Raw genomic sequence first — 17,642 nt, 5'->3', positions numbered from 1 at the left:
CCACCACCCTCGCACGCCCCCAAACTCACCACCCCGCACGCCCCAAGCACCCCCGCACAGCCCGATATAGACGCTCTATAGCGTGCCGCCCGATCTTTGACCGGCTGTCGGGCCGCTCCGGGTCCTGTGTGCCCGCACGCCCACGCCCTTTTCGACCCGCTAGGAGCATCCGTTGACCAGCCCCCTGCTTCTGCCCCGTTCCGTCGCGCGGCAGGCGGTCCGGTCACCTGCCGCTGTGGCCGTGCTGGACCGGGACCGTGCGCTCAGCTACGAGCGGCTCGCCTCGGAAGTCGCCCTGCTAGCCGGCCGGTTGCGGTCCCTCGGGGTCGGTCCGAGCAGCGTGGTCGGTGTGCTGCTGCCCGCGGTGGCCGAGCTGCCGGTCGCGCTGCTCGCCGTATGGCAGGCGGGGGCCGCTCCGCTGCCGCTCGACCCGGGCGCGTCAGCCGAGGTGATCCGTGCGGCCGGGATCCGGGTCGTCGTCACCCAGGAAGACCTCGCCCGGCACTGCGCCCCGGCAGAGGCCCTCTGTCTCGACCGGGTCGGAGAACGCGCCGCCTCGGTCCTGCCCTACGCCGACCGCGGGGACGCTCCCGCCTTCGTCTGTCGGACCGCCGACGGGACGCTGCTGAGCGTCGACCACACGAGCGCCGCCCGTTCCGTGCTGCGGCAGGCCGAGCGGCACCGGATCGGTGCCGGGGACCGGGTGCGGTACGCGGGCGGGTCCGGGCGGCTGCCCTGGGAGGTGTTCGCGACGCTGTCCGCCGGGGCCACCCTGGTGCTGGGCGGCACCGCGGGCGTGACCGTGCTGCCGCTCGGCGGGCAGGACGACGAGCCGGCCGACTTCGACGCGGTGCGCCTGGTCGTCGCCACGGACCGGCTGCCGGACGAGGAACTGGTCCGCTGGGCCGAGCGGCACCCCGGCGCGGAGGTGTGGCGGTCGTACGGCCCGGAGATCTGCGGGGTGGAGATCGCCGCCGAGCGGTTCGACCCGGCCGGGCCGGACAGGGCCCTCGCCGTGGAGCACCCCGAGCTGTGGGTGCTCGACGAGTACGGCGACCCGGTGCCGCCCGGCGTCCCCGGCGAGCTGCACATCGGCGCGCTCGGGCCCGCCCACGCCTTCCCCGGCCGCCCCGAGCTGACGGCGGAGCGGCTGGTGCCGGACCCCGACGGTGCCGAGGGGAGCCGGCTGCTGCGCACCGGGCTGCTGGTCCGGCTGCGCCGCGACAGCCGCCTGGAGGATCTCGGCCCGGTGGGGCCGGCGACCGCCCCGGCGGTCACGTTCGAACGCCCGGCGTACGTCGCTCCGCGCACACCCGGGGAGCGGCTGGTCGCCGACACCTGGTCCGGGCTGCTCGGCCAGGAGGACATCGGCGCCGACGACAACTTCTTCCAGCTGGGCGGCCATTCGCTGCTGCTGACCCAGCTCGCCGAACGCCTCCAGGCCGCCACCGGCCGCCGGCTGCGGCTCACCGACGTGTACACCGCGCTGACCGTCGCCGCCCAGGCGCGGCTGCTCGACGCTGGGGCCGACCGGCTGCCCGTACCGCTGGCGGTTCCCCGGGACCGGCCGCTGCCGCTGTCATCCGGGCAGCGCCGGATGTGGCTGCTGAACACCGTCAGCCCCAGCCCCGAGTGGGTCGTCCCGCTCTTCCTCCGGCTGCCCCCGGAGGTCACCGACACCGCCGCCCGGCACGCGCTGGACCTCCTGGCGGAGCGCCACGAGTCCCTGCGTACCCGGTACGTCGGTGTGGACGGCGAGCCGATGCAGCTGGTCGGGGACGCCGAGCCGATCGCCTGGCGGGAGTTGGCAGGGGACGCGCCCGACCGCGAGGCGGTGTTCGGCGAGCAGTTCGAGAACACCTTCGACCTGGCCTCGGGCCGACTCTGGCGGGCCCTGCTGGTGCGGGAGCCCGACGGCGAGCGATGGCTGCTGGTCACCCTCCACCACATCGCCTGCGACGGCTGGTCGGCGACCGTGCTGGAGCAGGAGTTCGCAAGGCTGTGCGCCGGCGACACCGGGCTACCGCCGGTCGGCGTCCAGTACCCGGACTTCGCCGTCCGGCAGCGGGAGCAGTCCGCCGAGGGCCGCCGGCGCACCGAACTCGACTTCTGGCGCGCCGAGTTGGCGGATCTGGCGGCGCTGGAGCCGCCGGCCGACTTCGCCCGTCCGGCGGAGCGCGACCCCCGCGGCGACCTGGTGCCGTTCACCGTGCCGGCGCCGGTCGCCGACGCGGTCCGGACGCTCGGGCAGCAGCACGGCGCGACGCCGTTCATGGTCCTGCTGACCGCCTTCGCCACCCTGCTCGCCCGGCACTCGGGGCAGTGGGATGTCCCGGTCGGCGTACCGGTCGCGGGCCGCGACCGGCCCGAACTGGAGCGTACGGTCGGCTTCTTCCTCAACTCCCTGGTGCTGCGCTGCCGGCTGGACCCGGCACTCGACTTCACCGCCGCGCTGGACGCCGTACGGCAGACCGCGCTGGCCGGCTTCGCCCACCAGGACGTCCCCTTCGAACGGCTGGTCGAGGAGCTGCGTCCGGAGCGCGACCCCTCCCGTACCCCGCTCTACCAGGTGGCGTTCAACTTCACCGACGGGCCGGTCGGCGGCGGTATGCCCGACCTGGAGCACAGCGGTTATCTGTACCACCGGCGGGTCGCCAAGACCGACCTCACCCTGTACGTCCGTACTCAGGAGGACGGCAGCTGGACCGGTGTCCTGGAGTACGCCACCGCCCTGTTCGCCCGGCCGACGGTCGAGCGGCTGGGCGCCGGGCTGGTCCGGCTGATCGAGTCCGTCACGGCCGCGCCGGGGATCGCGCTGGCGGCGGCCGAGATCCTTCCGCCCGAAGCCCGTACGGAGGTGCTGACCCGCTGGAACGACACGTCCGCCGCCTGGGAGCGGGTTCCGGTCCTCGACCTGATCGAGCGGCGGGCCGCCGCCACCCCGGACGCGGTCGCCGTCCGCTGCGGCCAGGAGGAGCTGACGTACCGCGGGCTGGACGAGCGCGCCAACCGGATCGCGCACCACCTGCGGACGCTCGGCGCGGGCCCGGAGACGCGGGTCGGTGTGCTGCTGCACCGCGGCCCGGAGCTGCTGCCCGCGCTGCTGGGCGTGTGGAAGGCGGGCGCCGCGTACATCCCGATGGACCCGGCGGGCCCGGCCGAGCGGATTGGGCACATCCTCGCGGACAGCGGGGCCGCGCTGCTGGTCACCGAGTCGGCGCTGGTGCCCGACGGTCACCGGGGTCCGCGGGTGCTGCTGGACGCCGACCGTGCGGCCGTGGACGCCCGGCCCGCCGACCCGCCGACCCGCGCGACCCACCCGGACCACCTTGCGTACGTCATCTACACCTCCGGCTCCACCGGCCGTCCCAAGGGGGTGATGGTCACCCACGCGGGTCTGTCCAACCACCTCCAGTGGGCCGCCCGCGAGCTGGTGACCACCGACGGCGGGGCGCCGCTGTTCTCGTCGATCGCCTTCGACCTGCCGGCCACCAACCTGTTCGCCCCGCTGCTGGCCGGGCAGCCGGTCCGGCTGCTCCCCGCGGACCTGGACCTCGGCGCGCTCGGCCGGACCCTGGCGGCCGGCGGGCCGTACAGCTTCGTCAAGCTCGCCGCCGGGCATCTGGAGCTGCTCGCCCACCAGTTGACGGACGAGCAGATGTCCGGCCTGGCCCAGTGGATCGTGGTCGCCGGTGAGGCGCTCGGCCCCAAGGTGGCGGAGCGCTGGCGGCGGGCGGTCGGCAGCGGCCGGCTGATCAACGAGTACGGACCGACCGAGAACTCGATCGGCTCGACGGTCCACCCGGTCACCCGCCCGTACGACACCACCGTGCCGCTCGGCCTGCCCCTGCCGAACACCACGGCCCATGTCCTGGACGCCGAGGGCCGGCCGGTTCCCCTGGGTGTGACTGGCGAGCTCTGCGTCGCCGGTGACGGCCTGGCCCGCGGCTATCTGAACCGTCCGGACCTGACCGCCGAGAAGTTCGTCCCCCACTCGTACGGCCCGCCCGGCAGCCGGCTGTACCGGACCGGGGACCTGGCCAGGCGGCTGCCCGACGGCGCCATCGCCTTCCTCGGCCGCCTCGACAACCAGGTCAAGCTGCGCGGCTACCGCATCGAACTCGGCGAGATCGAGAGCCGGTTGCTGGCTCTCCCGGCGGTCCGGGCGGCGGCCGTGGTGCTCCGGGAGACACCGGCCGGACAGCAGGTGCTGGCCGCCTATCTGGTCCCGGCCGACGGGGCGGCGCTGGACCCGGCCCGGATCCGTGACCGGCTGGCCGCCGCCCTGCCCGAGTACATGGTTCCGGCCGGCTTCACGGTGCTGGACGCGCTGCCGCTGACCCCGAACGGCAAGCTCGACCAGCGTGCGCTGCCCGCCCCCGAGGCCTCCGCCGGCGCCCACCGGCCGCCCGCCGGCCCCGCCGAGGAGCGCATCGCGGAGATCTGGTGCGAGGTGCTGGGCCTGGAGCGGGTGAGCGCCGAGGACGGCTTCTTCGAGCTGGGCGGCCATTCGATCCTGGCGATCCGGATGGTCTCGATGGTGCAGGACGCCTTCGACGTCGACATCCCGATCCGGACCGTCTTCGAGTTCGCCACGGTCCGCCGGCTCGCCCGGGCCGTCGAGGACCTGATCCGCGCGGAGCTGGACCAGCTGTCCGAGGCCGAGCTGGAGGAGTACTCGGCATGAGGCCGTTCGCACTGACCACGGACGAGGACCGGCGGCGGCTGCCCGCCGAGGTGACGGACGCGTACCCGCTGTCGATGGTCCAGGCCGGGATGCTGGTGGAGATGCGGGCCGCCGACCACGGCCCGCTCTACCACGCCCTGCGGTTCTTCCCGGTCCGGGAGGAGCGGCCGTTCGACGCGGCGTCCTTCGACCGGGCGGTCTCGCTGCTCACCGAGCGCCACCCGGCCCTGCGCACCTCGATGGACCTGACCGGCTTCTCCCGCCCGCTGCACCTCGTCCACGCCACGGCCCGGGTGCCCGTGGCGGTGCACGACCTGCGGCGGTACGACGACAACGGCCGGGCCCGGGCCCTCACGGAGTTCACCGCCGAACGGCGGGCCACGCCGTTCGTCCCGGCCGAGCCTCCCCTGCTGCGGTTCGACGTCCATCTGGAGTCCGACCGTGCCTGGCGGCTCACCGTCACGTACTGCGGCGCGCTGTTCGCCGGCCCCGACGCCCTGTGCGACGAGTTGCTCGGCCTGTACGGCAGCCTGCGGGACGGCACCCGGCCGCCCGCGGCCCCACCGTCGGAGCCGGACCACGCCGACTGCGTCGCGGCCGAACTCGTCGCCCTGGCCGACCCGGAGACCCTCGCCCACTGGCGGCGGATCACCGCCGCGTACGTCCCGCTGGTGCTGCCGGAGGCCTGGGCGGACCCGGACGGCCCCGTCGAGCGGTACCGACTCCAGGTGCCGTTCGCGGACCTGTCGGACCGGCTGCGCGCGCTGGCCGACCTGGCGGGCACCTCGCTGCGGACCGTGCTGCTGGCCGCGCATCTGAAGGTGCTGGGCTCGCTCACCGCCGAGGACGCCTTCCACACCGGTGTGGCCTGCCACGACGCGCTCGACCTGCCGGGCGCGGAACGGGTGTTGGGGCTGCGGCTGAACACGCTGCCGTTCCCGCACGACGGCCTCCCGGCCGACTGGCTGCGGCTGGTCCGGCAGACCGCCGGCCGGGAACGCGAACTGCGCGCCCACCGCCGCTGTCCACTGCCCGCCATCCAACGGGCGGCCGGGGTGGACCGCCTGGTCACAGTCCTCTTCGACCCGCTCGACCCGCCCGGGCCGGCCGGCGAACCGATGCTCGCCGACACCGAGTTCGCGCTCCAGGTGACCGTCGTCGGCGACCGCCTCGACCTGGCCACCCGTACGGACGCGATCGGCCGCAACCACGCCGGGCTGCTCACCGCCATGTACCGGCAGGTGCTCGCGTCGATGGCCTCCGATCCGGAGGGCGACGCGACCGCCGCGCCCGTGCCGTGGCCGACGCCGGCCCAGGACGACGCCACCACCACCGGTGCGCCGCCCGCCCTCTGCGTCCACCAGGCCTTCGAGGAGCAAGCGGCGCGCACCCCCGACGCGGTAGCGATCGTCTTCGAGAACGAACAGCTCACCTACCGCGAACTGAACGAACACGCCAACCGCGTCGCCCACCACCTACGCGCCCTCGGGGCCCGCCCGGACTCACTGGTGGGCGTGTGTCTGGAACGGTCCACCGACCTGATCCCCGCTCTCCTCGGCGTCCTGAAGTCCGGCGCCGGCTATCTGCCTCTCGACCCCGGTAACCCGGCCGAACGCATCGGCTACATCCTCGAAGACGCCAACGCCCCCCTCCTGATCGCCGACGACACCACCGCCCCGGCCATCCCCGCCACGTACCGCGGCACCCTCGTACGACTGACGGGCACCGACGGACACCCCGGCGACAACCCGGACGTCGCGGTCTCCCGGGACGACCTGGTGTACGTCCTCTACACCTCCGGCTCCACCGGCCGCCCCAAGGGCGTGGCCGTGCCGCACGGTGCGCTGGCCACCCTCGTGGACGCCTTCGGCGGGCTGTCCGCCGGGCCGCGGGCGACCTGGCTGGCGTCCACGTCCGTGTCGTTCGACATCTCCAACCTGGAGATCCACCTGCCTCTGACCACCGGCGGCCGGCTCGTCCTCGCCTCGCGCGAGCAGGCCGGGCACCCCGACGCCCTGATCGCACTGGTCGCGGCGGAACGTGTCACCCACGTCCAGGCCACCCCCTCCGGCTGGCGGGTGCTGCTCGCCGCCGGTTTCCACCGGCCGGACGTGGTCGCGCTGGCCGGCGGCGAGGAGCTGCCCGCACGGCTGGCCGAGCGGCTCCGCTCCCGGGTCGGCCGGCTGGTCAACGTGTACGGGCCGACCGAGGCGACCGTCTGGGCGTCGTCCTGGGAGGTGCCGGCCGGCCCCCTGCGGGGCGTCCGGCTCGGTGCGCCGCTCGCCCACTACCGGCTGCACGTACTGGACCGGGTCGGCCGGCCCACCGCGCCCGGTGTCCCCGGCGAACTGCACATCGGCGGCCTCGGGCTGGCCCGCGGCTACCTGAACCGTCCGGACCTGACCGCCGAGAAGTTCGTCCCGGACCCGTACGGCCCGCCGGGCAGCCGCCTGTACAGGTCCGGCGACCTCGCCCGACACCTGCCGGGCGGCTCCCTCGAATTCCTCGGCCGGATCGACACCCAGGTCAAGCTGCGCGGCTACCGCATCGAACTCGGCGAGATCGAGTCCGCGCTCACCGGCCACCCGAGGATCCGCGAGGCCGTGGTCACGCTGCGGGAGAACGGTCTGCTCGCCGCCCATGTGGTAGGCAGCGGCCGGATCGACGCGGCCCGGCTGCGCCGCTACCTGGGCAGCACCCTGCCGCCGTACATGATCCCCAGCACCTTCGTGCCCGTCGACCGGATCCCGCTCACCATCAGCGGCAAGGCCGACCGCCGGGCCCTGCCCTGGCCGGAGGGGCCGGACGGGCCGGACGGGACCGCCAAGCCGCCCGAGGGGCCGCTGCGGGAACTGCTCGCGGCCTGCTGGAAGGACGTCCTCGGCACCGCACCGGCAGGTGTCGACGACGAGTTCCTCCAGGCCGGCGGCACCTCCGTGCTCGCCGTCCGCCTCGCGGACCGGCTGAACCGTGAACTCGGGTGCGGCATCGGCGTACGCACCGTCCTGGAGAACCCCACCGTCGGCCGACTGGCCGAGGCCGTCGAACGACTTCGCACCACCACCCTGACCAAGGAGCACACGGCATGAGCAGCGACGAGACCCTTGCCCACCAGCAGGACGCGGCCTCGGTGCGTGCCGAGCTGCTGCGCCGCCGACTGGCGGGTCGGGGCGGCCGCACCGCCCGCCGCTCCCTGATCGAGCGTGCGGACCGCGGGGCGCCGCTGCCGCTGTCCTTCGGCCAGCAGCAGATGTGGTTCCTCAACCGGATGGACCCGGACTCCGTCGAGTACGCCGTGCCGCTCGTGCTGCGGCTGCGCGGCCCGCTGGACACCGAGGCGCTGACCGCCGCCTGGGAGCGGATCGTGGAGCGCCACGAGATCCTGCGCACCCGGTACGCGCTCGGTGCCGACGGCGAGCCGGTCCAGCTGATCGACGCCCAGGGCACGGCCGGACTGCCTCCCCTCGCCGTGGCCGGCGAGACGGGGCTGCGGGCCGCCGTCGAGGCGGAGATCGCGAGGCCGTTCGACCTGGAGCGGGACCAGCCGGTCCGGGCCACGCTGATGAGGCTCGCGGAGCACGAGCACGTCCTCGTCGTGGTCTTCCACCACATCGCCTGCGACGCCTGGTCGGTACGCCTGTTCGCGGGCGAACTCAGCACGCTCTACGGCTCCTCGGTCACCGGCACACCGGCCGAGCCGGAGCCGCTCACCGTCCAGTACGCCGACTACGCCGCCTGGCAGCGCCGGCATCTGACCGGCAACACCCTGGAGCGGGAACTCGCCTACTGGCGTGAGCAGTTGGCCGGTAACGGCCCGCTGGAGCTGCCCACCGACCGGCCCCGGCCTGCGGTCCGCGACTGGGACGGCGACTCCGTGCCGTTCACCGTCCCGGCCGCACTGGCGGACCGGGTGCGCGAACTGAGCCTGGAGCACGGCACCACGCCGTTCGCCCTCCTGCTCACCGTCTACCAGCTGCTGCTGTCCCGCCACACCGGTACGTCCGACATCCCGGTCGGCGTCACGGTCTCCGGCCGCAACCGGCCCGAACTCCAGCAGGTCATCGGCTACGGCATCAACACCCTGGTCGTACGCGGCCGTTGGGCGGACGACCCGAGCTTCGCCGAGCTGCTCACGGCGACCGCCGCGACCGTCCTGGACGCCTTCGAGCACCAGTCGGTGCCGTTCGCCCGCCTGGTCGACGACCTCCAGCCGGAGCGCGATCCCTCCCGCACCCCGCTCTTCCAGGCCGACTTCGTGATGCACGAGGACCGGACGACCGCCTTCGACCTGCCCGGTCTGGAACTGGAGTCAGTCCTGGAGGACCGCATAGCCAAGTTCGACCTGACCCTGAACATGACGCACGCCCCTGAAGGCCGGCCGATGGAGGCCCGACTCGGCTACGCCACCTCGCTGTTCGACCGCACGACGATCGAGCGGATGACCGGCCACTTCCTCCGACTGCTCGAATCGGTCACGACCCGGCCGAAGGCCCCGCTGTCCGCGATGGACATGCTGACGCCGACCGAGACGACCCAGCTGCTGACGTCGTGGAACCCGGTCGCCCCCGAGGAGATCCAGACCTGCGTCCACCATGCCTTCGAGGCACAGGCGGCGCGCACGCCCGACGCGGTAGCGATCGTCTTCGAGAACGAACAGCTCACCTACCGCGAACTGAACGAACACGCCAACCGCATCGCCCACCACCTACGCGCCCTCGGGGCCCGCCCGGACTCGCTGGTGGGCGTGTGTCTGGAACGGTCCACCGACCTGATCCCCGCTCTCCTCGGCGTCCTGAAGTCCGGCGCCGGCTATCTGCCTCTCGACCCCGGCAACCCGGCCGACCGCCTCGGCTACATCCTGGACGATGCCGGGGCTCCGCTGCTGATCACGCACTCCGCTCTGGAGGATCGCCTGCCGAGCGATTACGACGGGACGCGCGTCCTCCTCGACAGTGACAGCCTCGCTCTTGCTAGTCAGCCGACCACCAACCCCGCCCCGGTCGGCACCCCCGAGAACCTGATCTACGTCATCTACACCTCCGGCTCCACCGGCCGCCCCAAGGGCGTCGCCCTCACCCACGCCAACGTCCTGCGCCTGATGCTGTCGGCCGGGCACGACCTGCGCTTCGGCGCGGACGACGTGTGGACGCTCTTCCACTCGTACGCCTTCGACGTGTCCGTCTGGGAGATGTGGGGCGCTCTGCTGCACGGCGGCCGGCTGATCCTCGCGCCGTTCGACACCCTGCGCTCACCGGACGAGTTCCTCGACCTGCTGGTCGCGCAGCGGGTGACCGTGCTGTGCCAGACGCCGACCGCGTTCCGCTCGCTCACCGCGCTCGCCGCGGCGGGCGACCCACGCATCGACCGACTCGGGCTGCGTGCCGTGGTGTTCGCCGGCGAGCGGCTGGACACCGGGGACCTGCTGCCGTGGACCGACCGGCTGGGCCTGTCGGCGCCGACGCTCGTCAACATGTACGGCATCACCGAGACCACCGTGCACAGCACCTACCACGAGCTGACCGAGGCCGACCTGTCCGATGTCGGGCGCAGCTTCGTCGGCCGTCCGCTGTCGGACCTGAGCGTGCACCTGCTGGACGCGGACGGGAACCTCGTACCCGTCGGCGTCCCCGGCGAGATCCACATCGGCGGCGCAGGCCTCGCCCGCGGCTACCTGAACCGCCCCGACCTCACCGCCGAACGCTTCGTCCCCGACCCCCACGGCCCCGCCGGAAGCCGCCTGTACAAGTCCGGCGACCTCGCCCGACGCCACCCCGACGGCTCACTCGAATTCCTCGGCCGCATCGACACCCAGATCAAGATCCGCGGCTACCGCATCGAACTCGGCGAAATCACCCACCATTTGAGGCAGATCGACGGTGTCACCGACGCCGCCGTCACCGCCCGCGACAACACGCTGACCGCCTACGTCGTCGGCAGCACCCCCGACCCGGCCGCACTGCGCACCCACCTGGCCGAGGCCCTCCCCGACTACATGATCCCCAGCGCATTCGTCGGCATCGACCGCATCCCCCTCACCCACAACGGCAAACTCGACACCCACGCCCTCCCCACCCCCGACCACGACGCGTACGCCACGGCCACGCACGTCGCTCCCAGGGACGCGGTCGAGCAGGTCATGGCGGCCACCTGGGCCGAGATCCTCGGCCGGGAGACCGAGCGAATCAGCGTCCACGACAGCTTCTTCGACCTGGGCGGCGACTCCATCCGCGCGGTCCGTCTGGCCGGTGCTCTGCGGGAACTCGGGTACGAGACAAGTGTCCGCGACATTTTCGAGCACCGGACCGTGGCCCAACTGGCCGCGCACGCCGGTCCGGCCTCGGGGCAGGCCGCGTTCACGCCGGTGGAGCGGTTCGCGCTGATCGGCGACGAAGACCGCGCCGCCCTACCCACAGACGTCGTCGACGCCTACCCCCTCTCCCAGACCCAGACCGGCATGCTCGTCGAAATGCTCACCGGCGACCGCGTCGGCACCTACCTCAACATCAACTCCTTCCGCGTCCCCGACCACCACACCTTCTCCACCGAGGCATTGGAAGAAGCCCTACGGATCGTGGCCGCCCGCCACGACATCCTGCGCACCTCCACGCACCTCGACAGCTACACCCAACCCCTCCAACTGGTCCACGGATCAGTCGACATACCGATGACGGTGGAGGACGTGCGCGAGCTGAGTACGGAGGAACTGCGCGCGGGCCAGGAGGAGTTCGTGGCCGCACAGCGGGCGGCGACCTTCACCCCGGCTGTCGCGCCGATGCTACGAGTGCATGTGCACGTCGAGTCGGACAACGCCTGGCGCCTGACGCTGGTCCAGAGCCACGCCATCACCGAGGGCTGGAGCGTCAACACCCTCGTCAAGGAACTGCTGGAGACGTACGGCGCGCTACGGGACGGCGAGGAGGCTCCGTCGTACGACGCCCCCGGCGTGCGCTACGCCGACTTCATCGCCGCCGAACTCGCTTCGCTGGAAAGCGAGTTGGACCGGGGGTTCTGGAAGGACATCACGGATCGGCATGCGCCGTTCGTGCTGCCGGAGGCTTGGGCCGGTCCTTCGGGGGCGGGAGTGGGTGCAGGTGCGAGTGCGGGTGCTTCGGTGCGAGTTTCCGCCGCGTACGCCGACCTGGAGCCGCGCCTCCGTGCCCTCGCCTCACACGCCGGGGCCTCGCTGAAGAGCGTGCTGCTGGCCGCGCATCTGAAGGTGATGAGTGCGCTCACCACCGAGGACGCCTTCCACACCGGCATCGTCACCCACGGCCGGCTGGAGGCACCGGGCGCCGAGAAGGTCCTCGGCATGCACCTCAACACCCTGCCCGTACCGTTCCGGACCAGCACCACCCCGGGCACCTGGACCGAACTGGTCAGGGAGACGTTCGCCCACGAGACCGACATCTGGGGTCATCGTCGTTATCCGCTGCCCGCAATCCAGCACGCGGCCGGGGCCGAGCGGCTGATCAGCGTCCTGTTCGACTACCTCGACTTCCACCACCTCGACAGCGACCAGATCGACACCAGCGGCACACTCGGCGGCGCCGTCAACGAGTTCGCGCTCAACACCATCGCGCAGGGCGGGTTCCTGCACCTCACGGCCACGACCAATGTCCTCACCCGCGAGTACGCCGAACGCCTGGCCGCCATGTACCGCACGGTGCTGGAAGCCATGGCCACCGACCCGCACGGCAGCGCCCTCGGCAGCCCCCTGCCCCTCGACGAACAGGCCCATCTCCTCACCATCGGCACGGCCCCCGACCAGGCCCTCCCCGCCCTGGCCATCGACCAGTTCGAGGCACAGGCCGCCACCACACCGGACGCGATCGCCGTCGCCTTCGGCGGGGTTGAGCTGACCTATCGGCAGCTCGACGAACGCGCCAACCAGATCGCCCACCACCTGTGTGCCCACAGCACCACAGGCGCACCCGTCGGCATCTACCTCGAACGCTCCACCGACCTCGTCGCCAGCCTCCTCGCCACCTGGAAAGCCGGATCCCCCTACCTCCCCCTCGACCCCAAACTCCCCGGCGAACGCCTCACCCACATCCTCACCGACACCAACACACCCATCGTCATCACCACCACCGCACAGGCCGAGCAACTGACCGACCTCTACGAGGGAAACGTCCTCGTCCTGGACACCCTCGGATCCCAGCCGACCGGTGCACCCGAACGCCAACTGCACCCGCTGGACCCGGCATACATCATCTACACCTCCGGCTCCACCGGCACCCCCAAAGGTGTCGTCGCCCACCACCAGGGCCTGGCCAACTACCTCGCCTTCACCAAAGACGCGTATGCCCAACAGCCGGGTGGCGCCCCCCTGTTCTCACCCATCACCTTCGACCTCGGCATCCCCAACATCTTCACCCCCCTCATCACCGGACAGCCCATCCGCCTCCTCCCCCACAACCTCGACACCACCAACCTCGGCACGGCCCTCGCCGAACACGCCCCCTACAGCTTCATCAAACTCACCCCCGCCCACCTCGAACTCCTCACCCACCAACTCACCCCCGAACAAGCCCGCACCCTCGCCGGCCAGATCATCGCCGCCGGCGACACCTTCACCACCGACCTCGCCGACCGCTGGTACCAACTCGCCGGACCGGACGGCACCACCCTCGCCACCGAATACGGCCCCACCGAAATCACCATCGGCAACTCCGGCCAACCCGTCCCACCCGGAAGCCAACCCCTCCCCACCATCCCGCTGGGCGACCCCATCCCCAACACCGCCATGCACGTCCTCGACACACACGGCAACCCCACCCCCTACGGCATCCCCGGCGAAGTCCACATCTCCGGCACCGGCCTCACCCACGGATACCTCAACCAACCCCACCTCACCGCCGAACGCTTCGTCCCCGACCCCCACGGCCCCGCCGGCACCCGCCTCTACAAAACCGGCGACCTCGCCCGACGACTGCCGGACGGCTCACTGGAGTTCCTCGGCCGCATCGACACCCAAGTCAAAATCAACGGCTACCGCATCGAACTCGGCGAAATCACCCACCAGCTGAGGCAAATCAACGGCATCGCGGACGCCGCCGTCATCGCCCGCGACAACACGCTGACCGCCTACCTCGTCGGCAGCTCACCGGACCTGGACGAGCTCAACTCCCGGCTCTCCGCAGCTCTGCCCGACTACATGATCCCCAGCGCGTTCGTCGGCATCGACCGCATCCCCCTCACCCACAACGGCAAACTCGACACCCGCGCCCTCCCCAACCCCGACCGCGACGCCATGGCCAGCGGCGAACGAGTCGCGCCGCGCACACCTGCCGAGCGGGAATTCGCCGCGGCCTGGGCCGACGTACTCCAACTCAACGCGGACCAAGTCAGCGTCGAAGACAGCTTCTTCGACCTCGGCGGCGACTCCATCCGCGCCGTCCGCCTCGCCGGCACCCTCCGCGAACACGGCTACGAGGTCGGCATCCGCGACATCTTCACCCACCGCACCATCGCCCAACTGGCCGCCCACACCCGCCCGGCCTCAGGACGGACCGCATTCACGCCCGTAGAACCGTTCACGCTGATCGGCGACAAGGACCGGGCCGCGCTGCCCGCAGACGCCACCGACGCCTACCCCCTCTCCCAGATCCAGACCGGCATGCTCGTCGAGATGCTCGCGAGTACGGGGACCGGGCGTCGCAGCTATCACAACATCAACTCGTTCCGGGTCCCGGACACCGAGCCGTTCTCGCTCGACGCCCTGCGGGACGCGATCCGGATCGTGGTCGACCGCCACGACATCCTGCGCACCTCGATCCACCTGACGGGCTTCTCCCAGCCGCTGCAGATCGTCCACGCGAGCGCCGAGATCCCGCTCGCCGTGCACGACCTGCGCGCGCTGGACACCGAGCAGCAGGCACAGGCCGGTCTCGCCTTCGCGGCGCGGCAGCGGGCCGACGTGTTCGATCCGGCCGTCGCGCCGCTGGTCCGTGCCACCGTGCACCTGGAGTCGGACGAGTCATGGCGGCTCACCTTCACCCAGAGCCACGCGATCACCGAGGGCTGGAGCTACCACTCCATGCTGATGGAGATCCTGGAGCTGTACCCGGCGATCCGGGACGGCGAGGAGCCGCCCGCCCACGAGCCCCTGGCCGTGCGGTACGCCGACTACATCGCGGCCGAGCTGAAGTCCCTGGACGACCCGGACGACCAGCGGTACTGGAAGAACGTCACCGACACCCACGTACCGTTCACCGTCCCCGAGACCTGGGCCGACCCGGAGAACCCGGCGGAGCGCTATCGCGTCCCGGTTCCGTTCGCCGGTCTTGAGGACGGGCTGCGTGCCCTGGCCTCGCGGGCGGGCGCCTCGTTCAAGACGGTGCTGCTCGCGGCGCACCTGAAGGTGATGAGCGCGCTCACCACCGAGCGGGCGTTCCACACCGGCCTGGTCACCCACGGCCGGCTGGAGGCACCGGGCGCCGAGAAGGTCCTCGGCATGCACCTCAACACCCTGCCCGTACCGCACAGCACGGGTACGGCACGCACCTGGCTGGAGCTGGTCGAGCAGACGTACGCCCGGGAGACCGAGGCGTGGACCCATCGGCGCTACCCGCTGCCCGCGATCCAGCGGGACTCGGGCCGTGGGCAACGGCTGGTGTCGGTGATGTTCGACTACATCGACTTCCACCACGTCGATGCCGACAAGGTGGATGTCCGGGCCACCCTGATCGACGGTGCCACCGAATTCGACCTGCACGTCTCCGGCTCGACCGACGCGGTCAACATCATCGGGTCGACCGACGTGGTCGGCCGGGCCGAGGCCCAGCGGCTGGCAGGCATGTTCCACCACGTCCTGGAGTCGATGGCCGCCGACCCGGAGGGCAGCGCCCTCGGCGGTGTGCTGTCGCCGGCCGAGACGACCCAGTTGCTGACGTCGTGGAACCCGGTCGCCCCCGAGGAGATCCAGGCCTGCGTCCACCAGGCCTTCGAGGAGCAGGCGGCCCGCACGCCCGACGCAGTAGCGATCGTCTTCGGCGACGAGCAGCTCACCTACCGCGAGTTGAACGAACGCGCCAACCGCATCGCTCACCTCCTGCGCGCCCTCGGCACCCAGCCGGACTCACTGGTCGGCGTGTGCTTGGAACGCTCCCTCGACCTCATCCCGGCCCTCCTCGGCGTCCTCAAATCCGGCGGCGCCTACCTCCCCCTAGACCCGGCCAACCCGGCCGACCGCCTCGGCTACATCCTGGAAGACGCCGGGGCGCCGCTGCTGATCACGCACTCCGCTCTGGGGGATCGCCTGCCGAGCGGTTACGACGGCACCCGCGTCCTCCTCGACAGCGACAGCGACGCCGCCGCCCTCGCCGCGCAGCCGACCATCAACCCGGCCCAGATCGCCGCCCCCCACAACCTCATCTACGTCATCTACACCTCCGGCTCCACCGGCCGCCCCAAGGGCGTCGCCCTCACCCACGCCAACGTCCTGCGCCTGTTCGGCTCCACCGACCGCTGGTTCGGCTTCGGCGCGGACGACGTGTGGACGCTCTTCCACTCGTACGCCTTCGACTTCTCGGTCTGGGAGATCTGGGGTCCGCTGCTGCACGGCGGCCGTCTGGTGGTCGTCCCGTACGAGGTCAGCCGTTCGCCGGAGGCGTTCCTGCGGCTGCTGGCCAAGCAGGGCGTCACCGTGCTGAACCAGACCCCGTCCGCCTTCTACCAGCTGATCGAGGCCAACCGGCAGAGCGAACTGCCCGCCGACGCGCTCGCGTTGCGGCACGTCGTGTTCGGGGGTGAGGCACTCGACCCGCTGCGGCTCGGGCCGTGGTACGAGCGTCACGCCCTGGACGCGCCGGTGCTGTCGAACATGTACGGCATCACCGAGACCACCGTGCACACCACCTACCACCCGCTCGACGCACAGGATCTCGCCCTGGGCTCCCGCAGCCGGATCGGCCGTCCGCTGTCGGACCTGAGCGTGCACCTGCTGGACGCGGACGGGAACCTCGTACCCGTCGGCGTCCCCGGCGAGATCCACATCGGCGGCGCAGGCCTCGCCCGCGGCTACCTGAACCGCCCCGACCTCACCGCCGAACGCTTCGTCCCCGACCCCCACGGCCCCGCCGGCACCCGCCTCTACAAGTCCGGCGACCTCGCCCGACGCCACCCCGACGGAACCCTCGAATTCCTCGGCCGCATCGACACCCAGATCAAGATCCGCGGCTACCGCATCGAACTCGGCGAGATCACCCACCAGTTGAGGCAGATCGACGGTGTCGCTGATGCCGCCGTCACCGCACACGACAACACGCTGACCGCCTACCTCGTCGGCAGCACCCCCGACCCGGCCGCACTGCGCGCCCACCTGGCCGAGGCCCTCCCCGACTACATGATCCCCAGCGCGTATGTCGGCATCGACCACATCCCCCTCACCCACAACGGCAAACTCGACACCCAAGCCCTCCCCAACCCCGACCACGACGCCATGGCCAGCGGCGAACGAGTCGCGCCGCGCACACCTGCCGAGCGGGAATTCGCCGCGGCCTGGGCCGACGTACTCCAACTCAACGCGGACCAAGTCAGCGTCGAAGACAGCTTCTTCGACCTCGGCGGCGACTCCATCCGCGCCGTCCGCCTCGCCGGCACCCTCCGCGAACACGGCCACCAGATCACCATCCGCGACATCTTCACCCACCGCACCATCGCCCAACTGGCCGCCCACACCCGCCCGGCCTCAGGACGGACCGCATTCACGCCGGTAGAGCGGTTCGCACTGATCGGCGAAGAAGACCGCGCCGCCCTACCCACAGACGTCGTCGACGCCTACCCCCTCTCCCAGACCCAGACCGGCATGCTCGTCGAAATGCTCACGGGCGACCGCGTCGGCACCTACCTCAACATCAACTCCTTCCGCGTACTCGACCACCACACCTTCTCCACCGAGGCATTGGAAGAAGCCCTACGGATCGTGGCCGCCCGCCACGACATCCTGCGCACC

The 17,642-nt window shown here is 71.8% G+C and carries 3 protein-coding genes (1 of these 3 running past the window's edge); all 3 read left to right on the top strand.

Annotation, left to right across the window (positions count from 1 at the left end):
* Positions 1-172: 172 nt before the first annotated feature.
* Tightly spaced (each overlapping or abutting the next), the 3 genes in view from OG496_RS41120 to OG496_RS41110 form a layout consistent with a single transcriptional unit that may run on beyond the window.
* Positions 173-4,687, top strand: coding sequence for an amino acid adenylation domain-containing protein (locus OG496_RS41120; protein WP_405974469.1), 4,515 nt, complete (start codon positions 173-175; stop codon positions 4,685-4,687).
* Positions 4,684-7,776 (top strand): non-ribosomal peptide synthetase, encoded by a 3,093-nt coding sequence (locus tag OG496_RS41115; protein WP_405974468.1) that lies wholly within the window; start codon positions 4,684-4,686, stop codon positions 7,774-7,776. The genes OG496_RS41120 and OG496_RS41115 overlap by 4 nt, the downstream gene beginning before the upstream one ends.
* Positions 7,773-17,642, top strand: partial view of an amino acid adenylation domain-containing protein gene (locus OG496_RS41110; protein ID WP_405974467.1) — the start only. Its footprint extends 11,715 nt past the window's final position; only the first 9,870 of its 21,585 coding nucleotides appear in the window; the start codon lies at positions 7,773-7,775; the stop codon falls past the right edge of the window. Before OG496_RS41115 ends, OG496_RS41110 begins: the two co-directional genes overlap by 4 nt.

This window comes from Streptomyces sp. NBC_00988 (assembly GCF_045162645.1).
In the GTDB taxonomy this organism is placed as follows: Bacteria; Actinomycetota; Actinomycetes; order Streptomycetales; family Streptomycetaceae; genus Streptomyces.
This window is presented reverse-complemented; position numbering and strand designations above follow the sequence as displayed.

Coding starts and splice junctions, on each gene's coding strand:
- OG496_RS41115 (WP_405974468.1), top strand. CDS start 4,684: ATGAGGCCGTTCGCACTGACCACGGACGAGGACCGGCGGCGGCTGCCC.